At 64.5% G+C, this 25,197-nt stretch carries 20 protein-coding genes and 1 tRNA gene; 15 read left to right on the top strand and 6 right to left on the bottom strand.

Going from position 1 to position 25,197, the window contains the following annotated elements; genetic code table 11:
- The first annotated feature begins 160 nt into the window (after window positions 1-160).
- Window positions 161-619, top strand: coding sequence for an HU family DNA-binding protein (locus QCE62_RS32520; RefSeq protein WP_309821010.1), 459 nt, complete (start codon window positions 161-163; stop codon window positions 617-619).
- A 151-nt stretch (window positions 620-770) separates the two neighbouring features.
- Here the strand turns inward: QCE62_RS32520 and QCE62_RS32515 are convergent, their stop codons facing one another.
- Window positions 771-1,694, bottom strand: coding sequence for a LysR family transcriptional regulator (locus QCE62_RS32515; protein ID WP_309927013.1), 924 nt, complete (start codon window positions 1,692-1,694; stop codon window positions 771-773).
- A gap of 129 nt (window positions 1,695-1,823) precedes the next feature.
- On the opposite strand from QCE62_RS32515, the gene QCE62_RS32510 reads away from it, so the two are divergent.
- The gene (locus QCE62_RS32510) at window positions 1,824-2,567 is read left to right on the top strand and encodes an SDR family oxidoreductase (protein WP_309927010.1); all 744 of its coding nucleotides are present in this window, start codon (window positions 1,824-1,826) and stop codon (window positions 2,565-2,567) included.
- Window positions 2,568-2,583: 16 nt separating this feature from the next.
- On the opposite strand, the gene QCE62_RS32505 is transcribed toward QCE62_RS32510, so the two are convergent.
- Window positions 2,584-4,176, bottom strand: coding sequence for an exonuclease domain-containing protein (locus tag QCE62_RS32505; RefSeq protein WP_309927008.1), 1,593 nt, complete (start codon window positions 4,174-4,176; stop codon window positions 2,584-2,586).
- Window positions 4,177-4,346: 170 nt separating this feature from the next.
- Between QCE62_RS32505 and QCE62_RS32500 the strand changes: the two genes are divergently transcribed.
- Window positions 4,347-5,210, top strand: coding sequence for a proteasome-type protease (locus tag QCE62_RS32500; RefSeq protein WP_309927006.1), 864 nt, complete (start codon window positions 4,347-4,349; stop codon window positions 5,208-5,210).
- Between the two features lie 3 nt (window positions 5,211-5,213).
- Here QCE62_RS32500 and QCE62_RS32495 read toward each other — a convergent pair whose 3' ends face one another.
- From QCE62_RS32495 to QCE62_RS32485, 3 genes are all read right to left on the bottom strand, one after another.
- Window positions 5,214-6,170 (bottom strand): glycerophosphodiester phosphodiesterase family protein, encoded by a 957-nt coding sequence (locus QCE62_RS32495; RefSeq protein ID WP_309927004.1) that lies wholly within the window; start codon window positions 6,168-6,170, stop codon window positions 5,214-5,216.
- Window positions 6,171-6,368: 198 nt separating this feature from the next.
- A complete protein-coding gene (locus QCE62_RS32490; protein WP_309927002.1) occupies window positions 6,369-7,538 on the bottom strand; it encodes a porin in 1,170 nt (389 codons plus the stop codon).
- Window positions 7,539-7,851: 313 nt separating this feature from the next.
- The gene (locus tag QCE62_RS32485; RefSeq protein ID WP_309927000.1) at window positions 7,852-9,195 is read right to left on the bottom strand and encodes a YihY/virulence factor BrkB family protein; all 1,344 of its coding nucleotides are present in this window, start codon (window positions 9,193-9,195) and stop codon (window positions 7,852-7,854) included.
- A gap of 223 nt (window positions 9,196-9,418) precedes the next feature.
- Here QCE62_RS32485 and fdnG point away from each other — a divergent pair, with 223 nt between their 5' ends.
- Genes fdnG through QCE62_RS32470 form a run of 3 tightly spaced genes read left to right on the top strand, consistent with a single transcriptional unit; the run spans window position 9,419 to window position 14,079 of the window.
- Window positions 9,419-12,487, top strand: a complete 3,069-nt coding sequence (gene fdnG, locus QCE62_RS32480) for a formate dehydrogenase-N subunit alpha (RefSeq protein ID WP_309926999.1) — start codon at window positions 9,419-9,421, stop codon at window positions 12,485-12,487.
- Window positions 12,488-12,497: 10 nt separating this feature from the next.
- The gene (gene fdxH, locus QCE62_RS32475) at window positions 12,498-13,442 is read left to right on the top strand and encodes a formate dehydrogenase subunit beta (RefSeq protein ID WP_309820995.1); all 945 of its coding nucleotides are present in this window, start codon (window positions 12,498-12,500) and stop codon (window positions 13,440-13,442) included.
- Window positions 13,429-14,079 carry a formate dehydrogenase subunit gamma gene (locus QCE62_RS32470; RefSeq protein ID WP_309926997.1) on the top strand — a complete coding sequence of 217 codons (651 nt, stop codon included), beginning with the start codon at window positions 13,429-13,431 and terminating at the stop codon, window positions 14,077-14,079. The genes fdxH and QCE62_RS32470 overlap by 14 nt, the downstream gene beginning before the upstream one ends.
- Here QCE62_RS32470 and QCE62_RS32465 read toward each other — a convergent pair.
- On the bottom strand, window positions 14,043-14,318 hold the full coding sequence (locus QCE62_RS32465) for an AbrB/MazE/SpoVT family DNA-binding domain-containing protein (RefSeq protein ID WP_309926994.1): 276 nt from the start codon (window positions 14,316-14,318) through the stop codon (window positions 14,043-14,045). The genes QCE62_RS32470 and QCE62_RS32465 overlap by 37 nt on opposite strands.
- Window positions 14,319-14,573: 255 nt before the next feature.
- On the opposite strand from QCE62_RS32465, the gene fdhE reads away from it, so the two are divergent.
- The 9 genes from fdhE (at window position 14,574) to QCE62_RS32420 (ending at window position 25,136) form a co-directional block, all read left to right on the top strand.
- The gene (gene fdhE, locus QCE62_RS32460; protein ID WP_309926991.1) at window positions 14,574-15,545 is read left to right on the top strand and encodes a formate dehydrogenase accessory protein FdhE; all 972 of its coding nucleotides are present in this window, start codon (window positions 14,574-14,576) and stop codon (window positions 15,543-15,545) included.
- Window positions 15,542-16,996, top strand: coding sequence for an L-seryl-tRNA(Sec) selenium transferase (gene selA / locus QCE62_RS32455; protein ID WP_309926989.1), 1,455 nt, complete (start codon window positions 15,542-15,544; stop codon window positions 16,994-16,996). The genes fdhE and selA overlap by 4 nt, the downstream gene beginning before the upstream one ends.
- The gene (gene selB / locus QCE62_RS32450; RefSeq protein WP_309926986.1) at window positions 16,993-18,912 is read left to right on the top strand and encodes a selenocysteine-specific translation elongation factor; all 1,920 of its coding nucleotides are present in this window, start codon (window positions 16,993-16,995) and stop codon (window positions 18,910-18,912) included. Before selA ends, selB begins: the two co-directional genes overlap by 4 nt.
- Window positions 18,913-18,960: 48 nt before the next feature.
- A complete protein-coding gene (locus tag QCE62_RS32445) occupies window positions 18,961-20,964 on the top strand; it encodes a VTT domain-containing protein (RefSeq protein ID WP_309927553.1) in 2,004 nt (667 codons plus the stop codon).
- Between the two features lie 31 nt (window positions 20,965-20,995).
- A complete protein-coding gene (locus QCE62_RS32440; RefSeq protein ID WP_309926985.1) occupies window positions 20,996-21,625 on the top strand; it encodes a DedA family protein in 630 nt (209 codons plus the stop codon).
- 75 nt (window positions 21,626-21,700) lie between these two features.
- Window positions 21,701-21,796: transfer RNA gene (locus tag QCE62_RS32435), tRNA-Sec, on the top strand.
- A 181-nt stretch (window positions 21,797-21,977) separates the two neighbouring features.
- Window positions 21,978-22,523, top strand: a complete 546-nt coding sequence (locus QCE62_RS32430; RefSeq protein ID WP_309926984.1) for a hypothetical protein — start codon at window positions 21,978-21,980, stop codon at window positions 22,521-22,523.
- 85 nt (window positions 22,524-22,608) lie between these two features.
- A complete protein-coding gene (locus QCE62_RS32425; RefSeq protein WP_309820977.1) occupies window positions 22,609-23,289 on the top strand; it encodes a GntR family transcriptional regulator in 681 nt (226 codons plus the stop codon).
- Between the two features lie 302 nt (window positions 23,290-23,591).
- A complete protein-coding gene (locus tag QCE62_RS32420; RefSeq protein WP_309926982.1) occupies window positions 23,592-25,136 on the top strand; it encodes a Rieske 2Fe-2S domain-containing protein in 1,545 nt (514 codons plus the stop codon).
- Window positions 25,137-25,197 lie beyond the last annotated feature (61 nt).

Raw genomic sequence — 25,197 nt, 5'->3', positions numbered from 1 at the left:
CGCATGTCTGCGCGGCACCACGAAAAACCCCTGTAAAAGCGATATAAAAACGCAAAAGACTCGCACGAACTCGCTTGGCGTATGTAGAATCCGGCGTGATACGAACGCATCGGTGCGAACGTATTCGAATATCACTGACCAAAAAACAGGTAGGAGAAACATGCCGACTTCCGCTAAAACCGCTGCCAAGAAAGCCCCGGCCAAGAAAGCCACGGCGAAGACTGCCGCACCGGCGAAGAAAGCTGCAGCACCGAAGGTTGCCGTCAAGAAAGTCGCTGCCAAGAAGACCACCACGGGCGCACTGTCGCCGGTCAAGGATACGTTCACGAAGGCATCGCTCGCGAACCATCTGGCCGAGCGCGCAGCAGTGGACGTGAAGGCAGTCAAGGCCGTGATGGTCGCGCTGGAAGACACCATCCTCGGTTCGATCCACAAGAAGGGCGCCGGCGAATTCACGCTGTCGGGTCTTCTGAAGATCTCGGCTCAAGCCGTTCCGGCCAAGAAGAAGCGCTTCGGCAAGGACCCGTTCACCGGCACCGAGCGCTGGTTCCCGGCCAAGCCGGCAAGCGTCCGCATCAAGGCACGCGCGCTGAAGAAGCTGAAGGACGCAGCAGCCTGAGTGCTCTGATGCTCTGATGCTCTGATGCTCTGATGCTTTGACGTTGCGTTCGAAGTTCGCGTCCGTCAGGTTCGGCGCACGCGAAGCTTCGTGAAAAGAGGCCAGTACCCCATGCGTGGGGTACTGGCCTCTTTGACTTTCATGCTTGCTTTCAAGCGTGATTCGACGCCAGGCCAAGCAACGCGTGATCGGTTTCGCTGAAGACCGCGCTCACCCAATCCGCGAAAACCCGTACACGCGCCGACAACTGCCGGCTATGCGGATAGAGCACCGAGACAGGCATCGGCGGCGGCGCGAAGTCCGGGAGCACGAGCTGAAGGCGTCCTTCCGCAAGCGCATCATGGATGTGATAACGCGGCACCTGCACGATGCCGAAGCCTGCGAGCGCCGCCTGCGTGTACATCTCGACGCCGGTCACCGAGACCGTCGCCTTGAGTTCGACTGCCTCGATGCGGTCTCTCACGCTGAACTCCAGCGGCACCACGCGTCCCGTCGCACTCGACACATAGTTCACCGCGCGATGCGACATCAGCGCTTCGAGATCGTGCGGCATACCCGCCCGCGCGAGATACGCGGGGCTCGCTACCGTCACTTGTTCGAGCAATGCAACGCGCTTGCCGATCATCGACGAATCCTGCAACGTGCCCGCGCGCAGCACGCAATCCACGCCTTCGCGCACGAGGTCGACGAGCCGGTCGTCTTCACCGATATGCAGCTCGATCTCTCCATAGCGTTCGATGAAGGCCGGCAGCCCCGGCATGATGAAGGTGCGCGCGAGCGTGCCTTGCAGGTTCACGCGCAGCAGGCCCTTGGGTTCGGCGTGACGGAACGATCCTTCCGCTTCTTCGAGATCGGCGATCAGCCGCACGCAGCGCTGGTAGTGCGCTTCGCCGTCGTGTGTGAGGCGCACGGTGCGCGTCGTGCGTTCGAGCAGGCGCGCGCCGAGCCGTTCCTCCATGCGCTTCATCAGATTGGTGACGGTGGCGCGGGGCATCTGCAGGTCGTCGGCGGCCTGCGTGAAGCTATGGCGCTCCGCGATGCGCACGAAGACCTGCATTTCCTGGAAGCGATCCATGGCGGTTCGATATCGATGAAGGATTGTTGAAGCAGATGGAACGATGATACTAAGCCCCGCCCGATGATCGCGGAAACGGAATGATTCATCATGCTGCTCATCGAACCTCACTCTTCAAGGAGCAGCAGCATGAACAAGACGGAACGTCAGCGCGTGGCCATCGTCACGGGTGCATCGCGCGGTATCGGTGCGGAGCTTGCGCGGCGTCTCGCGCGCGATGGCCTTGCCGTCGCGGTGAACTATGCATCGAGTGCGAAGGAGGCGGATGCGCTCGTCGCCGAGTTGCGCGAAGCGGGCGGCGTGGCGCTTGCGGTGCGTGCGAACGTCGCGAATGCCGAGGAAGTGCGCAGCATGTTCGCGACGGTCGAGGCCGAGCTCGGGGCGGTCGATGTCCTCGTCAACAACGCGGGCGTGATGAAGACGATGCCCATCGCCGACACCAGCGATGCCCTCTACGACCAGACCTTCGACATCAACGTGCGCGGCACCTTCAACACGTTGCGCGAGGCTGCGGCGCGCATGGGCGATGGCGGACGCATCGTCAACTTCTCGAGCACGGCGCTGGCCCTCAACATGCCCGGCTACGCGATCTACAACGCGACCAAGGCAGCGGTCGAATCGATGACGCACGTCTTCGCGAAGGAACTGCGCGGGCGCGGCATCACCGTGAACGCGGTGGCGCCGGGGCCGGTGGCCACGTCGCTGTTCCTCGACGGCAAGACCGACGAGCAGATCGCGGGCATGGCGAAAATGGCGCCGCTGGAGCGGCTCGGGCAGCCGGACGACATCGCGTCGGTGGTTGCGTTCCTGGTCGGGCCGGACGCGGGCTGGGTGAACGGCCAGGTGCTGCGCGCGAACGGCGGACTCGCGTAAACGGGCGTTCCGAAGCTCAGAAGCTCAGCGCGAACTGTGCCTCGGCGGGGGCGCGGCGTCGTGCCGGGTGCGTTGCCTTTACTTTTGCCGCATGGGTCGCGCGGCGCACGCTTGCGGGCGGCTCCTGGGCGATGAGATGGAATCCCGGCCGCGCATCGCACGCGATCCATTCGAGCCGGCCCGCCGCGAGGCGTTTAGCGATCAGCGCATACACGTCGGAATCGAACGGACGCAGGTCGGGGGCATCGTCGAGCAGCGCGGCGATGTCCTCGCGTTTGGCACAGGTGCCGAGGTAGCACCAGCGATCGATCACATGCCACGCTTCCTGCGTCGAACCTTCGTTGCGTTCGGCAATGGCGATCGGTCCTTCATGCGGCCAGCGCACGAGACGTGCGTTTTGCAGCGCGTCGAGCGCGCGCGTGGCGTGATCGGCGAAGCTTTCCATGCCTGCACACGAACCCCGGCAGCGCTTCACCTGATAGCCGAAACAGCCGCGTCCGCGCGACAGCGGCGCTTTCTCGAGACCGAGTGTCACGGGACAGAGCGCGTGTTCATCGGCGAGATGGCGCAGGAAAGCATGCGCTTTTGCGCGCGTCGCGAAGACGCCGAACAGCTGATCCTCCCGCGACAGATCGCGCCGGCTTGCTTTCACGAGCACCGGCGCGGGTGCGCCCGGCAGCCATTGCCAGGCGCACGCGCCCGACGCGCCCTTCAACAGCCGGTTATGCGCCGGTTTCAGATCCTTCACGAGCTTCGCTTCGAGCAGCAGCGCGCCGAGTTCTCCGACCGTCTCACGGGTTTCGATGCGACGGATGGACTGCGAGATCGCCAGATCCTTGGCAAGCCTGTGATCGCCCGAAAAATGCGCCGCGACGCGCTGTTTCAGGTTGATGCTCTTGCCGACGTAAAGCGGAATATCGTCGTCGCCGTGGAAGAGATAGACGCCGGGCGTCGCGGGCAGCGTATCGAGCGTGCCTTCGGGCAGCGCGGCCGGCAGGCTCGCGCGGCGCACCAGCGCCTTGATGGCGCTATCGACGAGATCCTGCGAGTACAGCGCGTGGATCTTCTGCCAGAACTGCCAGAGCAGATCGGCGTCGGCGAGCGCGCGATGGCGTCCCGTCGGCGCGAGGTCGAGCCTTGCGATGAGCGCGTCGAGGCCATGCCGCTCGACCGACGGAAACAGCGCCCGCGACAGCCGCACCGTGCACAAGGTATCCGCGCGAAAGGCGATGCCCGCGCGACGGAATTCGTTCTTGAGAAAGCCGTAGTCGAAGCGCGCGTTGTGCGCGATGAAGAGCTTGCCTTGCAGCCGCTCGGCCAGCGCCGGGGCCAGCGATGCGAAGCTCGGCTGGCCGCGCAACATCGCGTCTTCGATGCCGGTCAGCCGCGCGATGAACGGCGGCACCGGCACGCCGGGATCGACCAGCACGCTCCAGCGCTCGATACCCGCCGTGCTCGCCTCCACCACGCCGATTTCGGTGATGCGGTCTTCGGTCGCATTCGAGCCGGTGGTTTCCAGATCGACGAACACGATGGGACGCGCAAGGCCGGCGAGGAGGGCATCGGCGAGAGCGTCGCTGATTTCGATTGCTTCGGGGACTTCGGACATGATGAGGCGCGGGGCGTGAAGCAGGAAGTCTAGCGCGAAACGCCTTTTGGTCTCGCCAACCCCCTGAAAAAGCGGTCGTGCCGTGCCGTTAAGCGCTCGGAAGCGCGCTGGATGAAATGCGCAGGCGCGCTCAGTACAATGACGTTTTGCTTGCTTCAGGATGGATCGACATGACTTATTGCGTGGGTATGTGCGTGGACGAGGGACTCGTGTTCCTCTCCGATACCCGCACCAACGCCGGCGTGGACCACGTGAGCGCCGCGCGCAAGATGGTGGTCTTCGAACAGCCGGGCGAGCGCGTCCTCGTGCTGCTCACGGCGGGCAACCTGGCCATCACGCAGGCCGTCACGCAACTGCTCGCCGAACCGTCCGATCCGAACGCGCCCACGCTCTACAGCGTCGCGACCATGCCGGAGGCGGCGCGGGTCGTCGGCGACGCGGTGCGCGAGGTGCATCGGCGCGATGCGTCGTCGCTCGCGGAGTTCAGCGTCGACTTCAATTGCAGTTTCATTGTCGGCGGACAGATTTGCGGCCAGCCGCCGCGCCTGTTCATGATCTACGCGGCGGGCAATTTCATCGAATCGACGCGGGTGTCGCCGTATTTCCAGATCGGCGAATCGAAATACGGCAAGCCGATCATCGACCGCGTCATCACGCCGGCATCGCCGCTCGACGAAGCCGCCAAGTGCGCCCTCATTTCGATGGACTCCACGCTGCGCTCCAACCTGTCCGTTGGCTTGCCGCTCGATCTGCTGGTGTACGAGAAGGACGCGCTGTGCGTGACGCGCTTCGCCACGCTCGACAGCAACAGCGCCTACTACCAGATGATCAACAAGACGTGGGGCGAGCGCCTGCGGCAGTTGTTCGGCGAGATCCCTAATCCCGCGTGGACCGAGCCCGGCAACGTGCCGCTGCGTCCGCGCGATGCGCGCAACACGGTGCCGCGGCTCGTTATCGGCGATCTGCCGTGTCCCGAAGCGCCCGCGCAGACATTGGCCGAAGACGTGCCTTCGGGCAACGCGCCGCGGCAATAGTCATCAGCTCATGCCCGCCGCACAGGACGACGGCAGCGCCGCTTTCACGGCGCTCATCTTCGACGGCGAATCCACCAGTACGGCATCGATGCCGAGACACGCGGCGGCGCGGTAGTCCTCCGCCGTGTCGATGCCGATCGCGACGATCCGGGTCTTGCCTTGCGCGCCGAAGCAGCGCACGGCGTCGGGCGTCCAGAGCTTCGCTGTCACTGCCGTGCGCGCTTCGCCCAGCGTGAAGGTTTCGACGAGCTCCATCTTTCTTTCGAACTCGAACGCGGTCCATGTGCCGGGAGGCGGGGGCGCTTCGCAGGTCTGTTCCAGTGCGACGGCCGCGAGCCGCGCCCGGGTGGCATCGCGCGATTCAAACAGCACGGCTTGCGGCCACGCAGCGAAGGCCTTCTGATAGGACGCGTCCGTCGAGTAGATCAGCACGCGCGTCCAGGCGGCTTCCTCGTTCAGCACGCGCGCTACCGCTGCGGCTTGCGGCTCGGCCGGCAGCGCCTTCATGTCGAGCATGACGGGCACGCCGGGCGGAATCGCGCGCAAGGCTTGCGCGAGCGTGGGAATGCGCAGCGGTGTCTCACGGTACGGATAGCGCGTTACGCCAGCCGCATCGATGCGCGCAAAGCGCCAGCCTGCATTGAGACGTTCGAGCGAGGCGAGATCGGTGTCAGCGACCGCGCCCTGGCCTTCGGTATTCGCCGACAGATCCGCCGGACGATACAGCACCGGCACGCCGTCGCGCGTGAGCTGCACGGTCAGCCAGATGGCATCGGCATGATTCTTCAGCGCGCCTTCGATGGCGAGCAGCGTGTTCTCGGGGAAATCGGCTGCGCCTGCGCGATGCGCGATGATCATCGGCGCGGCGGGGGAATCGTCGCTGCGGGCGGCCCCGCATCCCGCCACGGCGATGCAGATAACAAGGGCAGCGGCGAACGCGGCGGCGTGGCGAAACGGCATCGAATCAGACTCCGAACGGCTTGAGGTTCGGGAGATTCTGCCGCGATCATCGAGCGATGTGATCTTCCACCCGCTCGATTCAACCATTTGTCACGTTACTGACGCGCAAAAAAAACAGCCATCGGCATGCCGATGGCTGTTCGAGCGTCTTGCGGTCCTGCCAGCGCGACATCTGCATGTCGCGCGAGCCGGTTGTTCTTAGAACTTGTGGCGAACGCCGACGATGACCATTTCCTGGTGGCTGCGGCCGCTTTCGTAGCCGTACGAGCCGATCGACGCTTGTGCCGAGTTCACCGTACCCGTCGTTGCATCGCGCTGGTCGCCGCTTGCGTGCTGGTAAGCAGCAACAGCGTAGAAGTCCGTGCGCTTCGACAGCGAGTAGTCGGCGCCGAGGCTGACCTGATGGTAGGTCGCCGACGTATCGCCGCCTGCCTTCGTGTAGGTGTAGCCCAGACCCGTCAACAGAGCCGGCGTGACCTGGAAGTTCACGAAGCCGTTGCCGGTGTTGAAGTGTTCCGAACCGAAGCGCGAACCACCGTCAGCCTTGAATTGCGAGTTGCTGTACGAACCGCCGACCGTGAATGCGCCGATCGAGTACTGCACCGCGCCGCGAGCGATGCCGATGGCATGAGCCGAAGCGTAGGCGTTGTTGATCGGGCCGTCGAACAGTGCGTCGGACGTGGAGCTGGTCCAGCCGCTTGCGCCCGTCGGCGGCGTGCGGCCGGCGCTCGGGTTGTTCGCGTAGAAGTAGCCGCCTGCGATAGCCAGCGGGCCGTTGTTGTACGTCGCTGCACCCGACCACGTCTGACCTTGACCGGTTGCGCCGGCAACGCCCGACACGCCGTACAGACCTTCAACCTGGAAGCCTGCGAAGTTCGGCGAAACGTACTTGACCGCATTGCTCACGCGCAGCGAGTTGTCGTAGTTGTCGATGTCGCCCGGCGTTGCGAAGATGGCGCCCCAGTAGTTGTCAGCCGTGATGCCCTGGACCATGTCAACCAGCGGGTCGTATTGACGACCGAGGGTGACCGTACCCCACTGATTGCCCGACAGACCGACGAATGCCTGACGGCCGAATTCGCGACCGCCCTGTCCGAGTTGGCCCGTGCCAACGTCAAAACCGTTTTCCAACTGGAAGATTGCCTTCAGACCGCCACCCAGGTCTTCTTGACCCTTCAGGCCCCAACGGTCGCCGGACAGGTTGCCGTTGATCATGCCGACCAGCTTGTCGCCGTTCGCGTTTGCATGGCTCACATAGCCAATGCCCGCATCGATCACGCCGTAGAGCGTCACGCTCGTTTGGGCCTGAGCTGCGCCAGCCGCGCCGAGCAGTGCCAGCGACAGGGACGTCAGTGCGAATTTCTTCATCGAATTCTCCACGCGAATGTTTAATATGTTGTTGCTGGCGCAGAGAATAACGCAACGTTTCGAAACTTTAGAAATGAAAAAATATAGATTGTCTCGAAAAACACACACTTGCTGCAACACAAGCCAGTAAAGGGTTTGCGGCAAGTTTGAAAGCAGACGACCGACGACAGAAGGCACCTCGAAAAGTTCCGCACGAGCGCCGGCATGGCGAAACTTCAACTGCGCTGCTTTATTCGATTACCTTCTATCTGAATAACAAACGGCCTTTTCGAGTTTGCTTTTTTCGGCCGTTGCGGATGATTGCCGCGCGAGATCAATCGCGGGCTATTTCTTCTGACGATCGTGACGTATCGCGACGCGATAGCAGCGCCACTGCCATGCCGGCGCTCGCCGCCACCAACACTGCGCGCCACGGATGCCGACGCACCGCCTGGTTGGCGTTCGACGCCTTGCGGGTCGCGCCGATCATGGCGATTGCGGTGGCGCGTGTCGCCGTCGATTCGGCTCGCGCGAGCTTGCGCGACAACTCAAGCGCCCGCGCAACCGCCGATACTTTCATGCGCGCCTGACCGGTCAACTGCTGGGCATGCTGGGCGCGCGCACCGATGACGCGTCGCGCGCTCGCGCTCACAGGGGCATCCGGACGCATGCTGGCGGGCGTGACGGGCAGGGCGGCGGCACTTGCCGCATTGGCGGGCGTCGCGGGACGCGTCGAGGACGCGAGCAGCGAGCCGATCTTCGCGCGGCTGCCGGGCGGCACCTTGCCATTGTTCTGCATGCCCCATGCGCCGCGCGGATCATGCAGACGCGCCCGCGCCGCCGAGAATTCCGCGCCGAGCAGCAGGACAGCCGCCGAAAAATACAGCCACATCAACAGCACCGCGAGCGAACCCGCCGCGCCGAATGCGCTGGCCGTGCCCGCATGCGTCAGATAGACCGCAAACAACTTCTTGCCTGCGGAGAACAGCACCGCGGCCACCAGCCCACCGACGAGCGCATCGCGCCATTCGACCGGCGCATCGGGCAGGAACTTGAGCAGTCCGCCGAAGGCCGCCGACAGGATCACGAGCCCGACCACCATCTGCACGATATCGCCGATGATCACAAAGGGCGATTCGCCCCACAGCCACATCCCGACGGCCTGGATAGCGGTATCGAGCACCAGCGACACGATCAGCAGGAAAGCGACGCCCAGCACCAGACCGAACGACACGAGCCGCACGCGCACCATCGCGAAGACGCCGGAGCGCTGTTCGCCGGTCATCGGCCACACGAGGTTGAGCGCGGTATTGAGTGAAGAAAAAGTAGCCGACGCACCAATGGCCAGCAGCGCGAACGAAATGATCGCGGCGATGCCCGTGCCGCTGCTGCGGTGCGCATTCTCGACGATGCTCTGCACGCCCGCGGCCGCCTGATCGCCGATCAGGCCGTTGACCTGATGGAACAACTGCCCGCGCGCCGCCTCCGGCCCGAAGATCCAGCCTGCGACGGCGATCACCATGACGAGCGTCGGCGCGAGCGAGAAGGCGGAATAGAAGGCAATGCTTGCCGCCATGGCGGCGCAGCGGTCTTCGGAAAACTTCTTGAGCGCGCCGACGGCCCAGGATGCATCTTTCCTGACGGCGGCTTCGATCTTCTGCGTTGACACGGAACTCATGGCGGACCTCTCGGTTCGGTAAGACGCGCAGGGCGCCCGGACTTGAGGTCGGGAGAGCAGGTTCCATTCCAGAACGTTCAGGAGGCATGCGTCTCAGGCGCGTACATTGCTTCATCGGGACGTTCCGGACATGAAGACGCTGCTGCCACTGCATCTTTACTGCAGGTGTCACCGAGCACCCTTACACTCTGGAAACCCACTTTACGACACGCCGAGGGCAATCATGCTCCAAATGTCACGGCGACAGTTCCTCAAGGTCTCCGCGAGCACGCTCGCCGGATCGAGCCTGGCGGCAATGGGCTTCTCTCCGGCTCCCGCGCTTGCCGAAGTCCGGCAATACAAACTGTCGCGCACCACGGAAACGCGCAATACCTGTCCGTACTGTTCAGTCGGATGCGGCATCCTGATGTACGGCCTCGGCGACAACGCCAAGAACGCCAAGGCCAGCATCATCCACATCGAGGGCGACCCGGATCATCCGGTCAATCGCGGCACCCTCTGTCCGAAAGGCGCCTCGCTCATCGATTTCATTCACAGCCCGAGCCGTCTGCTTCATCCGGAATACCGCGCGCCGGGGTCGAGCGAGTGGAAACGGATGTCGTGGGAGGACGCGCTCGACCGCATCGCCACGCTTCTGAAGGAAGACCGCGATGCCAATTTCGTCGAGAAGACGGCGGACGGCAAGACGGTCAATCGCTGGCTGACCTCGGGCTACCTGGCGGCGTCGGCGGGCAGCAACGAGGTCGGCTATCTGACGCACAAGACGGTGCGCAGCTGGGGAATGCTCGCATTCGACAATCAGGCGCGTGTCTGACATGGCCCGACGGTGGCAGGTCTTGCCCCGACGTTTGGCCGTGGAGCGATGACGAACCATTGGGTCGACATCAAGAACGCGGACGTGATTCTCGTGATGGGCGGCAATGCCGCCGAGGCGCACCCGTGCGGCTTCAAGTGGGTGACCGAAGCGAAGGCGCATCGCAAGACGCGTCTCATCGTGGTGGATCCGCGCTTCACGCGCACGGCATCGGTCGCGGATTTTTATGCGCCGATCCGCACCGGCTCGGACATCGCGTTCCTGGGCGGCGTGATCAACTATCTGCTCACGCACGACAAGATCCAGCACGAGTATGTGAAGAATTACACGGACATGTCGTTCATCGTGCGCGAAGACTTCGTGTTCAAGGACGGCCTGTTCTCGGGCTATGACGCCGAGCATCGCAAGTACGACAAGTCGACTTGGGACTACGAGCGCGGCGACGACGGCTACGTGAAGACCGATCCGAGCTTGCAGCATCCGCGCTGCGTCTACAACCTGCTGAAGCAGCACTACGCTTCGTACACCCCGGAGATGGTGACCAAGGTCTGCGGCACGCCGACCGACAAGTTCCTCAAGGTCTGCGAGATGCTCGCCACGACCGCCGCGCCGAATCGCGCGGGCACGATTCTCTACGCGCTCGGCTGGACGCATCATTCGGTCGGCGCGCAGATGATCCGCACGGGCGCGATGGTGCAGCTTCTGCTTGGCAACATCGGCATAGCGGGCGGCGGCATGAACGCGCTGCGCGGGCACTCGAACATCCAGGGCCTCACCGATCTTGGCCTGATGTCGAACCTCTTGCCCGGCTACATGACCCTGCCGATGGAAGCCGAACAGGACTTCGACGACTACATCACGAAGCGCGCGTCGCAGCCGTTGCGGCCGAACCAGCTGAGTTACTGGAAGAACTATCGGGCGTTCCACGTGAGCTTCATGAAGTCATGGTGGGGCGAGAACGCCACCGCCGACAACAACTTCGGCTTCGACTATCTGCCCAAGCTCGACAAGTCCTACGACATGCTGCAGGTCTTCGAGCTGATGGCCGCGGGCAAGATGAACGGCTACATCTGCCAGGGCTTCAATCCGCTGGCCGCGACGCCCAACAAGGCGAAGGTCGGACTCGGGCTGTCGAAGCTGAAGTGGCTGGTCATCATGGATCCGCTCGCGACCGAGACGTCCGAGTTCTGGAAGAACCACGGCGAGTTCAATGATGTCGATTCGTCGACGATCCAGACGGAGGTATTCCGGCTGCCCACGACCTGTTTCGCGGAGGAACGCGGCTCGCTGGTCAGCTCGTCGCGTGTGTTGCAGTGGCACTGGCAGGGCGCGGTGGGACCGGGCGAGGCGCGCAGCGACCTGGAGATCATGTCGGGTCTGTGGCTGCGCATGCGTCGCGCTTATCAGGAAAAGGGCGGCGCGTATCCCGATCCGATCCTGAAGATGAGCTGGCCCTACGCCGATCCGGAAAGCCCGACGCCGGAAGAGATCGCGATGGAGTTCAACGGCCGCGCGCTCGCCGATGTCACCGATCCCGCCGACAAGACCAAGGTGCTCGCGAAGCAAGGCGAGCAGCTGGCGAGTTTCGCGCAATTGCGCGACGACGGCTCGACCGCGAGCGGCTGCTGGATTTTCTGCGGTTCGTGGACGCAGGCGGGCAACCAGATGGGCCGGCGCGACAACGCGGACCCCACCGGCATCGGCCAGACGCTCGGCTGGGCCTGGGCGTGGCCGGCGAACCGGCGGGTGCTGTACAACCGCGCGTCGTGCGACGTGAACGGCACGCCCTTCGATCCGTCGCGCAAGCTGATCGCATGGAACGGGCGCGCGTGGACCGGTCCGGATATCCCCGACTTCAAGGTCGACGAACCGCCCGACAAGGGCATGAGTCCGTTCATCATGAACCCCGAGGGCGTAGCGCGTTTCTTCGCCCGCGACGGCATGAACGAAGGCCCGTTCCCCGTGCATTACGAGCCGTTCGAGACGCCCATCGGCTATAACCCGTTCTTCCCGGACAACAAGGCGGTGACGAGCAATCCGGCGGCGCGCGTGTTTCCGGATGACCGCGCGGCGTTCGGCACGGCGGACAAGTTCCCGAACACCGGCACGACCTATCGCCTGACCGAGCATTTCCACTACTGGACCAAGCACGCGCGCCTGAACGCGATCGTGCAGCCGCAGCAGTTCGTGGAGATCGGCGAGGAACACGCAAAGGAAGTGGGCGTGGTGGCGGGAGACCGCGTGAGGGTATCGAGCAATCGCGGACATATCGTCGCGGTGGCGCTCGTCACCAAGCGCATCAAGCCATTGATGGTGGAGGGCAAGAAGGTCCATACCGTCGGCCTGCCGCTGCACTGGGGCTTCAAGGGCCTCGCGCAGCCGGGCTATCTCGTCAACACGCTGACGCCTTCCGTGGGCGACGGGAACTCGCAGACGCCGGAGTTCAAGTCGTTTCTCGTGAAAGTGGAAAAGGCTTAGGGAGGACGGCATGGCATTGCAATCGCTGGATATCAAGCGCCTCTCGGCCACCACCACGCCGCCGCCCGGCGACCGCGTGCCCGTCACGGGCACGGTCGCGAAGCTGATCGACGTGTCGAAGTGCATCGGCTGCAAGGCGTGCCAGACGGCCTGCATGGAGTGGAACGACCTGCGCGACGACATCGGTCACACGACCGGCATCTACGACAACCCGCGCGACCTGACCGAGCACTCGTGGACGGTGATGCGTTTCACCGAATACGAGAACCCGAAGGGCGATCTCGAATGGCTGATCCGCAAGGACGGCTGCATGCACTGCGAGGATCCGGGCTGCCTGAAGGCGTGTCCGTCGCCGGGCGCGATCGTGCAGTACACCAACGGGATCGTGGACTTTCACGAGGAGAACTGCATCGGCTGCGGGTATTGCATCACGGGTTGTCCGTTCAATATTCCGCGGCTCTCGAAGGAAGATCATCGCGTGTACAAGTGCACGCTGTGTTCGGACCGCGTCGCCGTGGGACAGGAGCCCGCGTGCGTCAAGACCTGCCCGACCGGCGCGATCATGTTCGGCACCAAGGTGGACATGCAGCAGCAGGCGGCGGAGCGTGTCGAGGACCTGAAGGAACGCGGCTTCGAGCATGCCGGACTGTACGATCCGGCGGGCGTGGGCGGCACGCACGTGATGTACGTGCTGCACCACGCGGATCAGCCGGAGCTTTATCACGGTCTGGCGAAGGATCCGCATATCAGTCCGCTGGTGTCGATCTGGAAGGGCGTGACGAAGCCGCTGGCGATGATCGGCATCGGCATTGCGGCGCTGGCCGGGTTCTTCCATTACACGCGTATCGGGCCGAACGAAGTCAGCGACGAAGACGAAATCGAGGCGCAGCGCGAGGCGGATGAAGTGCGTCACCGCCGTGAGGGCGGACAGGAGCGAAGCGATGAAACACGATAGCGAACTGCGTGACGTCAAGGGGCATCGGCTGATACAGCGCTACACGCCGAACGAGCGCACGAATCACTGGATCACCGCGATCACCTTCGTGCTGCTCGCGCTCTCCGGGCTCGCGATGTTTCATCCTTCGATGGCGTGGCTTTACGCGGTGTTCGGCGGCGGACAGTGGACGCGCATCTTGCATCCGTTTGTGGGCTGCGTGATGTTCGTGTCGTTCCTGATCCTCGCGCTGCGGTTCTGGCATCACAACTATCTGGACCGCAACGACGTGCAGTGGATGAAACAGATCGGCGACGTGCTCACGAACCGCGAGGACCGGCTGCCGGAGATCGGCAAGTACAACGCCGGGCAGAAGCTGCTGTTTTTCGTGATGGTGGCGAGTCTCGTGCTGCTGCTGCTGAGCGGGATCGTGATCTGGCGGCGTTACTTCGCGTTCTATTTTCCGATCACGGTGGTGCGCGTGGCGTCGGTCGTACATGCGGCGACGGCCTTCGTGCTGATCGTGTCGATCATCGTGCATATCTATGCGGCGCTGTGGATCAAGGGATCGATCGGCGCAATGACGCGCGGCACGGTCACGTTCGGATGGGCGCGGAAGCATCATCCGAGGTGGTTTCGGGAGATGATCGGGAAGTAGGGGGTTCGTCTCAGGCTCAGGCGGGAGCAGGATGTTTTACGTCCCGCGTCCTTGATGCTGATCCAATTCACCAGGTCATCGGAAACCGGTGCCTTGGAGTCGCAGCGCGCGATAAGCTGATCCAGAGAGTATCGGGGTCGTGCCGGCGCAAGCACGATTCCCTCCGAACGGATCTCAACGACGAGCCTGTCACCTATGGTGACGCGAGCTTGCTCGAGCAGCGCGGCGGGCAAACGCAAAGCGGCACTTTACCCCCACTTCTGAATCGACAGTTCCATCTTGATTTCCTCAATGTGTCTTGACTCAAGCTACGCGAAATCGTAGCGCTCATCGACGCGATGTCTTTCTCTCAGGCGGCCCTTGCAACGTGTTTTTAAGCAAGACACAGTGATTTCAGACTGCTCTGAGCGCGCGCATGGATACTGCTATGCTTGACGCGCGTGTCCGTTCGAACAGACTGCCTTGTTGCCCGATACTTCCATCCAGGAGCCGCCGTGGTCCAACGCATCATCGAAGCCGCTGAGATCGAGTCGCTCGATCCCTCGGCGATCCCTAGATTGCGCATGCCCGAGCGTGCCACGGTGTTCGCTTCACGCGCCGCACGGCTGCTGCAACTCGCGGATGCGAGCAGTCCCATCGGCGGCTATCTGCAGCTGATGTCCGCGCTCGCCGACACGCAGCAGCGCGTTCTGTCCCAGTTCCAGGCGCCGATGCCCGCGCGCGAATCGATTCAAATGAATCAGCGGCATTCGATGCCGATCATCCCCGCACTCACCGATCACCGCGATCCCGCCTGGCGCGACGTGTTGTTCATGCTGCTCGACGGCATCGAGGCGGCTGGCGCGCTGACGCCCGCGCTCGTGCAACTGGTGGCGCGTCTGCGCACGATGGACACCGCCACGCTCGACAATCAGGCCGACGCCATCCTTGCCTTGCGCTTCGCCGAGATCGATCCGGCCGCCGCGCCCTTCGTCGCGGCGGCGCTGCAAGTCGTCTGGACCGATCTCGCGAGCCGCGTCAACATGCGCGACGTGCCCTACCTCGACGCGCCCGGCGTCTGTCCCGTGTGCGGCTCGGTGCCGGTGGCGAGCATCGTGCGCGTCGGCGGTCCGTATGAAGGGTATCGCTATGTGCAGTGCGGGCTGTGCGCGACGGAGCTGCACGTGGTCCGCGCAAAATGCACGAACTGCGATTCGACCAAGGGCATCGCTTATCACGCGATGGGCACGGGCGACGAAAGCGAGGACGACAAGGCCGAGCAGGCGAAACGCGCGGCGCTCAAGGCTGAGTCGTGCGACGAATGCGGCACGTATCGCAAGATCGGCTACCAGGACAAGGCGTTCGACTTCGAACCCTACGCCGACGATCTCGCGAGCCTCACACTCGACCTGTTGATGGGCGATGCCGGTTATCGCCGTGCCGCGCCGCATCCCTGGCTGTGGCCCGAACAGCCTGACGAATCATGAGCGACGTCCGGGGAAGCGACGGCGGTGAACTGCGTGCGTTGATGGCGCGCGTGCCGTCGGTCGAGCGCGTGCTGGGCGCGGCGGAATTCGCGGACGTGATCGCCGCCCATGGACGCACACAGACGCTCGCGGCCCTGCGCGCCACGCTGGATGCTTGGCGCAGCGATGCGCAGGCCGGCCGGGCAACCGTCGATGCATTGAGCGACGCCGCACTGGCGCAAGCGGTGAGCGCGGCGCTTTCGGCTCGGGCGCGCAGCGCGGTGCGCAGCGTCTTCAATCTCACCGGAACCGTGCTGCATACGAATCTGGGCCGCGCGCTGCTGCCGGACGAAGCCGTCAGCGCGGTGACGGAAGTCCTCACGCGGCCCGCGAACCTCGAATTCGATCTCGACACCGGAGCGCGCGGCGATCGCGATGACCTCATCAACGGCCTCATCTGCGAGTTGACGGGCGCGGAGGCAGCGACCGTCGTCAACAACAATGCGGCGGCCGTGCTGTTGACGCTGTCGGCGCTTGCGTCGCGCAAGGAAGTGATCGTGTCGCGAGGCGAACTGGTGGAAATCGGCGGCGCGTTCCGCATTCCCGACATCATGAGCCGCGCAGGCGCAAGGTTGCGCGAAGTCGGTACGACGAATCGCACGCATCTCAAGGACTATGACGAAGCCATCGGCCCGAAGACCGCCCTGCTGATGAAGGTGCATTGCAGCAACTACGCCGTCACCGGCTTTACCAGGGAAGTGACACTCGCCGAACTCGCGCCGCTGGCCAAATCGCGTGATTTGCCCATCGCGGTGGATCTGGGCAGCGGCACGCTGGTCGATCTCGCGCAGTGGGGCCTGCCGCGCGAAGCGACGGTGCGGGAGACCGTCGACGCCGGCGCGGATCTCGTCACCTTCAGTGGCGACAAGCTGCTGGGCGGCCCGCAGGCCGGGCTGATCGTCGGCCGTCGCGAGCTGATCGCGAAGATCAAGAAGCATCCGCTGAAGCGCGCGCTGCGGGTCGGCAAGCTGACGCTCGCGGCGCTCGAAGCCGTGTTGCGGCTGTATCGGGCACCGGAGAATCTCCGCGAACGCCTGACGACGTTGCGCCTGCTCACGCGTCCCGCCGACGCCATGCGTCTCTGCGCCGAACGCATCCAGCCCGCGCTGCAGCAATGGATTGGCGATGCCTTCGTCGTGAGCGCCGAACCGATGTTCAGCCAAATCGGCAGCGGCGCATTGCCCGTCGATGTCCTGCCGAGCTACGGCCTGGCCGTGCGCCTCGCGAACGGCAAGCGTCCGGGCAGCCAGTTGAACCGCATCGAGAAGCGGCTGCGCGAGTTGCCGCGGCCCGTGATCGGACGCATCGCCGACGGCGCCTTGCGGCTCGACCTCCGCTGCCTCGAAGAAGGCGACGAAACCTTGTTCATCGCGCAACTGCGAGGGCCAGGGGCGCGAGGCGAAGAAGGATGATCGTCGGCACGGCGGGACATATCGATCACGGCAAGACGACGCTCACGCGCGCGCTGTCGGGCGTCGATACCGACCGTCTGAAGGAAGAGAAGGCGCGCGGCATTTCCATCGAACTGGGCTATGCGTACGTGCCGCTGGCAGGCGGCGGCGTGCTCGGGTTCATCGACGTTCCCGGGCACGAGAAACTCGTTCATACGATGGCGGCGGGTGCGTGCGGCATCGACTTCGCGCTGCTCGTGATCGCCGCCGACGACGGCGTGATGCCGCAGACCCGCGAGCATCTCGCGATCCTCGAACTGCTCGGCGTGACGCGGGGCGCGGTGGCGGTGACGAAGGTCGATCGCGTGGACGCCGCGCGCCGCCGCGAGGCGCAGGCGGACATCGACGCGCTGCTCGCGCGCAGTCCGCTGCATGCGGCGCCGCGCTTCGATACCGACGCCACGCGCGAACACGATGCCGGCGTCGCCGCGCTGGCCGCGCATCTGCACGAAGCGGCGGCGCACGAGCGCGCGCGCCGCGACGACGGCTGGTTCCGGCTGGCGGTGGATCGCGTGTTCACGCTGGCGGGGCAGGGCACGATCGCGACCGGCACGGTGTTCGCGGGCCGCGTGGCGACGGGCGACGTGTGCGCGCTCGCGCCGCGCGGAACCTCGGGCGAGGCCGTGCGGGTGCGCAGCATTCATGCGCAGAATCGCGCGACGCAGACGGGCCGCGCGGGCGAACGCTGCGCGTTGAATCTCGCTGGCATCGAGAAGGATGCGCTGGGTCGCGGCGACTGGATCGTCGATGCGCGGCTGGCGCGTGTGTGTGAGCGTATCGACGTCGAACTGAACCTGCTCGACGATGCGGCTCTCACGCTCCAGCACTGGTCGCCCTTGCATGTTCATCTCGGCACGACGCATCGCGTGGCGCACGTCGCGCTGCTCGACGGCGACACCTTGCAGCCGGGGCACACGGCGCGCGTGCAGCTCGTCTTCGATACCCCGGTGTGCGCGCTGCCCGGCGACCGCTTCATCGTGCGCAATGCGCAGGCGAGCCGCACGGTCGGCGGCGGCCGCGTGCTCGATCCGTTCGCGCCTGCCAGGAAGCGCCGCACGCCGCAACGCCGCGCCTGGCTCGATGCGCTCGCGGCGTGGCTCGATACCCAGCGTGTGGATGCGCTGTTCGAACAGGCGCCTTACGGCCTGCCGCGTTCGCTGATCGAGCATCTGTGCGGCGTGCCGATGGCGGCGCTCGCCTTGCCGGCCGACATGCGCGAGATTCCGCTGCATAACGATGTGCTCTACGTGTCGGCTGCTTACTGGAACGTGCTGAACGCACGGCTCATCGACGCGCTGGGCGCGTTTCACGCACGCTTCCCCGATGAACAGGGCCCCGACGTCGCGCGCCTGCGCCGCATGGCCGCGCCGCTCGCGCCGGATGCACTGTGGCGCGCGCTCGTCGACGACGCCGTGGCGCAGAAGACGATTGCGCGAAGCGGTCCATGGCTGCATCTGCCGACGCACGCGGTGACGCTCGATGCGCGCGAGGAAACGCTGGCGCACGCGGTGCTGGCGTCGCTGCAACAAGGCCGGTTCGATCCGCCGTGGGTGCGCGATCTTGCACGAACGCACGGCGTCGCGGAAGAGGACATGCGCCGGCTGCTGAAGAAACTCGCGCGGCGTGGCGACGCGCATCAGGTGGTGCGCGACCTGTTCTACGACCGCGCGACGATCGGCGCACTGGCGCGGCTCGTGGCCGAACAGGCGGCGGCGCAGGGCGGCGGGCTGGGTGCGGCCCATTTCCGCGATGCAACGGGTCTCGGCCGCAAGCGCGCAATACAGCTTTTGGAGTTCTTCGACCGGGTTGGATACACTCGATTCCATCGCGACCTCCACCTGTTGCGCACCGACAGCCGCTGGCACGAGTCCGTCTGATGTCCGTCTGATCCGTCCTGTCCCTGGCCGGGTTCACCCTTGATCGCGATGGAGCATTACTACTTCAAGCTCTTGCATGTCCTGGCGAGTTACCCGGAATGGGCGCTCGCCGTGGTGCTGCTCGCGTCGTTCCTGGAATCGGTCGCGTTCATCGGCACCTTCGTGCCCGGCAGCACGGCGATGTTCATCGCGGGCGCGCTGGTCGGCACGGGCGCGTTGAATCTCGGCTGGGTATTCGTCTGCGCGATCGGGGGCGCAATTGCCGGCGATGCCGCGAGCTTCTGGTTTGGTCAGCGCTACGCGGACCGCATTGCGCAGATGTGGCCGTTCCGGACGCATCCCGGCGCGCTCACGGCAGGCAAGAAGTATTTCGAGAAGCATGGCGCGAAGAGCGTCGTGCTGGCGCGTTTCGTCGCGCCGATGCGCGCCGTCGTGCCGGTCGTCGCGGGCCTGACGGGCATGACGCCCGCGCGCTTCCTGGCCGTCAACATCCTGAGCGCGCTGGTCTGGGCGCCGACGCATATCCTGCCGGGCGTGGTGTTCGGCGCGTCGATCGAACTGGCGGGTGCGGTTTCGATCCGGCTCGTCGTGATCCTCATCATCCTTACCGCGCTCGCGTGGGTCGTGTTCAACATCGTGCGCGTGCTGGTTTCGCATGCGATGCGCTGGAGCATCCTGTCGCGCGATGCGCTGCTCGCCTGGGCCCGCAACAGCCGCGGCCTGCCGGCGCGGCTCGTCGCGCGCGCGCTCGATCCGGCCAATCCGGCCACCGGCCTCATCGTGATGATCTCGACGCTGCTGCTTGCCTCGGCGGTGCTCTTCTTCTCGGTGCTCGCGAATGTCGCGCGCGGGGCGTCGATCGTGCAGGTGGATGTGTCGGTGTATCGGCTGCTGCAATCGTTCCGCTCCACCTGGACCGACTCCATCCTCGATGCCGCCGCCACGCTCGGCAGCACCGAGACGCTGCTCGTGCTGGGCGTGATGGTGATCGTGTGGATGAGCATCGAGCGGCGCTGGCGCACGGTCGCCTACTGGGTCGCGGCGCTGGCGTTCTCGCAGTTGCTGGTGGCCGCGATCCGCTTCACCGCGCACGAGCCGCTGGCCGTGTCGTTCGCGCCTTCGACGCACCGCTTTCCAAGCAGTCACGTCGCGGCGACGGTCGTGATCTACGGCTTCCTCGCGTTCCTGCTGCTGCGCCGCGTGCGGCTGCTGACGGGCGTGCTGGTCGCGATGGGGACGTCGGCGATCGTGACGGCGGTGGCGCTGGCGGGGCTCTACTTCGGCCGCTTCACGATCTCGGATGCGCTCGGCAGCGCGGCGCTCGCGGCCGTGTGGGTGTTCCTGATCGCGTTGACGGCCGTGTGGCGCAATCCGGCCAAGCCGAAGCCGCGGCCGTTGATGCCGGTCGCGGTGCTGGTCGTGATCTGCGCGAGCGTGGCGCTGCAACTGAGCGACGACACTGAAGCGCGCAGCGCGCCGCCCCGGTCCGTCGTCATTACGCCGATCCAATGGACCGATTCGGTCTGGCGGACCTTCTCGTGTTATCGCGCGAACATGGAAGGCGACCGGCGCGAGCCGATCACCGTGCAGTGGGCCGCGACGCCCGCGCAGATCCGCGCGCAGTTGTTGAGCCGCGGCTGGACCGAGGTGTCGCATGTGTCGCTGAAGAGCGTGTTGTCGGTGGTGCTGCCGAATGCGCCCGCCATCGATCTGCCGGCGCTGCCGCGCCTGAACAATGGCGAGCCGTCGAAGCTCGTGTTCGCGCGGTCGCCCTATGGCGCCGACGAGCGCGACGTGCTGCGCTTCTGGTCCACGCCATACGAGGTGCGCGAGCGTCCGGGCGTCGCGCCGACGCCCATCTGGCTCGGCGCCGTGGTGCACGAGCGGATCCGCCGTCCTTCGTGGCCGTTCAATGTGCTGAGGCCCGACCGGCGCGTCGATCCGATGGCCTTCGACCACGGCAAGAATTCGCCGTGGCAAGGCATCGAAATTGCGAGTAGCGCGGGATGCGGCGATGTGCCGGTGATGCTCGTTGAGTCGAGGGCGGAATGATGCGTTGGAACCAGCGTTCGCGAGGTGTTGTTTGATTCAGATCCCGCCGTCGGCAATCGTGCAATGGGGCGGCGCGGCCGTTTTTGCGAACGTGCTGCTCACGCGACTGGGCGTGCCGTTGCCGTCCGCGCCGTTGCTGGTGTTCGCGGGATCGGCGGTGGCGAGCGGGCGGCTCGCGTTCTCGCATGTGCTGCTCGCGGCGGTGTGCGGCGCGTTGCTCGGCGATGGCGTGTGGTTTGCCGCAGGGCGCATCTATGGGCGCAAGCTGGTCGCGGCGCTCTCGCGCAGATCGTATGCGGTGGATTCGGGCATGCGCACGACCGGCGAACTGTTCGAACGGCATGGGCCGCCGATCGTGGCGCTGTCGAAGTTCGTTCCGGGACTTGGACTCGTCACGCCGCCGTTGATGGGCACCACGCAGATCGCGGTGCCGGCGTTCTTCTTGTGGGACACGGCGGGGATCGTCGCGTGGGCGGCGTTCTGGCTGCTCGGCGGCGCGCTCTTCGAGCATCAATTGCACCTCGCGCTGCTCGAATTGCAGGCGCACGGCACCACGGTGGTCGATCTGCTCGTGGCCGTGGCGTTGCTGTACTGCGTCTATCGGCTGTTGCGGAGGCGTCAGCCGCGACGGCACATGAAGGACAAGGGCGGCGGACCCTGACTCATGCTCGACGAATGACGTCGTTATAATCGGTCGCCCCCTGCGAAGTTTTGACGGCGGCGCAGTGTGACGCACGGAAGGCATCCGTATCCGGTGGTGCGGCTGGGCTTCAAACCCAGTTGGGGATGTCAGACATTCCCAGGTCGGTTCGACTCCGGCTGCCTTCCGCCATGTGGCTCGTGGCATCTTCTCGCTCACCCTTTAGTCCCACCGAAAGAGATAGTGTTTTCCCTGATGGGAGCGACCCCTTTGCGGACGTACTCTTTGTATACAGAATTTAGAGTACGGTAGTCATGCCGCCTGAAGGCATGGACATCGCACGTCTCCACAGCGCCAGTCGACAGATCCAAAAATGGACGTCCCCAACTATCTCGTTCTCCGGTCCGATGCAGGCCCTCCCGTCGAATGTCAAACCCTGAGCCATAGCGATGGCGCTTTCGGCGGCCTCCGCCGACCGCCTCATGCCCTCGCACAGTGGACAGACTCCGACGCGTTTCCGGCTTCGGCACAATGCGTTTTGAATGCAAAATCCTCATTGAGGGAACTCGAGGGGCTCTCGCGCGTGCTCATGCGATCTGAAACGCGTACGGATTACGACGCCGCCTGGATACTGGCCCGCGCGAGAATCGGGCTGGTGTCGATCCTGGTACGCGACGCGCGCGACTTCACCACAGCGGCATTCATCGAGGATGCGAGTTTCGTGCTGAAGCAGGCGAGACGTTACTTTGCGTCGCAATCGCTCGTGCTGGTGCAGGCCCATTCCGAATCCGGCCTGGCACGCGCACGCGCGGTCATGGAAGAGGTCTTGCAGATGCGTGATGTCGCGCCGGACGTGCTCTATGAGAAGCATGCCGCCGAAAACGAAACGCTTGGCGTCGCGCTCCTGTCGATGAGCTGAGCGCCCTCGACGTGGCAATTTGCCGGAGCAAAATCCCTGTGGAAAGCTGATAGGATTCGGTATTCAATATCGATTCTGATTTGCCATGCCGGCCAAACTCGTCAAGATTCAGGCTCGTACCGATTACGTCGACGAGGTCTACAACATCCTTCTCGACGCCATCAGCGAAGGCTCCATCGCCCCTGGAACGCGCATCGTGCAGGAGGAGATTGCCGAACAGCTCTCGGTATCTCGTTCGCCCGTGCTTCAGGCGTTTCGTTTGCTCAAGAAAGACGGACTGGTCGAGGACGCACCCGGGCGCGGCTTGCAGGTCACGCCGCTCAACGTCGAACGGGTCGGGCATCTGTATGAATTCAGGGAAGCGCTCGACGGTCTCGCCGCCAAGCTCGCCGCCCGGCGTTCCGTGCGGCTCGACAAGTCGCTGATCGCCAATGGCCGCAAGGCAATGCGCGGCGACGACATCAAGGCCATGGTCGAAGCCGACATGGCGTTTCATCTGGCCATCTATGCCGCTTCAGGCAATCCGTTGATCCTGGAAAATGCCCGGCTGCACTGGATGCATCTGAGGCGCGTGATGGGCGCGGTGCATCAGGTCGTCGGCCAGAGGAAGGTGGTCTGGGACGAGCACGCGGCCATCGCCGACGCAATCGCCGCAGGCGACGAAGAACTCGCCGCGCGCCTGAGCGTGCTGCACGTCGAGGCGGCGCGAGCGAATCTCGTGAAGCACATGAGCACGAACAGCGAAATCGCTCAGGCTACTTCCTGAGTCGCAATACCGGCCGCTTGGGTCCTGCGGCCGTCATCTCTTCTGAAAATCCCGCGTTTCTGCACCTGTCTGCATTGCCACCAACTTCACGTCCTCGCGACGTGCGCGTGACACTTCCCGCGCAACGCTAATGCGTCTCCGGCAACGCCCGGAAACACTCTTATCCGTGTTTACCCATAGAGACATCGCCCTCGTATGCGCCTAATCTTTGGATACAGAGTTCAGAGCACGGAACACCGACGACGGAAACCGCTCTGACAAGAACAACCGATGTGGTCCCTAACAATCATTGGAGGCAGGACATGAGCGTCAAATCGGACAAGATGGACGACCAGAAGCGCACCGGAGGTTCGGCGCCGGTGGCGAAGAAGCTGATTCCATTCGGGGGCTATTACGCCAACAAGACGCCGGAGCATGATCCCGAGCTGACGGAAACCGGCCCGGGCACGCCGACTGGCGAATACATGCGCCGCTTCTGGCATCCGGTCTGCATGTCGATGGAACTGACCGACACGCCGCGCTTCCTCAAGATCCTCAACGAAGAGCTGGTCGCCTTCCGCGACAAGAGCGGCCGCGTCGGCGTGCTGCATGCGCACTGCGTTCACCGCGGCGCATCGCTCGAATACGGCGCGATCCAGGAGCGCGGCATCATGTGCTGCTATCACGGCATGGTGTTCGACGTGGACGGCGCCTGCCTCCACGTGCCGTTCCCCAAGGGCGAGGAAAAGGAAGCCGAGCGCTACGCGTGCTCGATCCGTCAGGGCGCCTACAAGGCGGTCGAGCGCAACGGCCTCGTGTTCGCCTACATGGGACCGCCGGAAGAGGAGCCGCCGTTTCCGGAATGGGAAGGCGACTACACGGTATCGCCCGGCGACGAGCTCGTGCCCTACAGCAACTTCCAGCACTGCAACTGGCTGCAGGTCCAGGACAACGCGGCGGACAACTACCATCCGACCGCACTGCACGCGGGCAAGAACGTCGTCGACGGCAACTATCAGGGAACGACTTTCGACGAAGTCGGCGCCGCATCCATGGAAGTCGCGCCGGACATGAACTTCGTGCCGGTGCAGGGCGGACGCAGTCTGGCGTGCGCCGGCGCTCGCCGCGTCAACAAGGACCGGCTGTTCGTCCGCGTCCAGCATCAGGTGCTGCCGAACCTGAGCCTGCATGCCTACACGTCGGAAGACGGCTCGAAGAAGAAGTACTTCAGCCGCTTCCACATCATCCGCTGGACCGTGCCCGTCGATGACGAGAACAGCAAGATGATCGGCTGGCGCGTCATGGGCCCGGGCATCGACACACGCGGCATCGGCAACAAGGAGATGGTCGGTTACGAAACCATCGACTTCCTGGAAGGACAGGTGGCGATGCGCCGTCCCGAGCGCTTCGGCAAGTACAAGCTCGAAGACATGCCGCCGATTCCCCCGAACCATCGCGAACGCGACATCTACAAGCAGGCTCAGTACGCACCGGGCGACTACGAGGCGATCATCAGCCAGCGTCCGATCGCCGTTCATGCACTCGAGAATCCGACCAAGTTCGACGCGGGCCTGTACCAGTTCCGCAAGATGCTGCGCGATGCAGTGCGCGGCACGAACTCGGCGGCCTCGGCGCAGGGCTTCGCCGAATGGTTCCGCGCTTTGGGCGGTGCGCCCAACAGCTTCTGCTCGGGCAACGTGTTCGAAATCGAAGAGGGCGCGACGGTCGAAGAAGAAGTGGCGCGCCGTCGCAAGGTGCTGAAGACCGTCGTCCAGATCCTGACCGAGAGCGACAGCCTGAAAGGCGAAGCGCGCGGTGAATTCGTGCGCAACAAGTTCAAGGACCTCGAACAGTCGCTGAAGAGCTAATCGGCGCGCCGGGTGCCGGCCGCCTTTACGCGCGGCCGGTCATCCGCCACGGAGCAAGGAT

The organism is Caballeronia sp. LZ033 (assembly GCF_031451265.1).
Lineage (GTDB): Bacteria > Pseudomonadota > Gammaproteobacteria > Burkholderiales > Burkholderiaceae > Caballeronia.
Note: the sequence above shows the minus strand (reverse complement) of the source record. Positions and strands in the feature narration are given on the sequence as shown.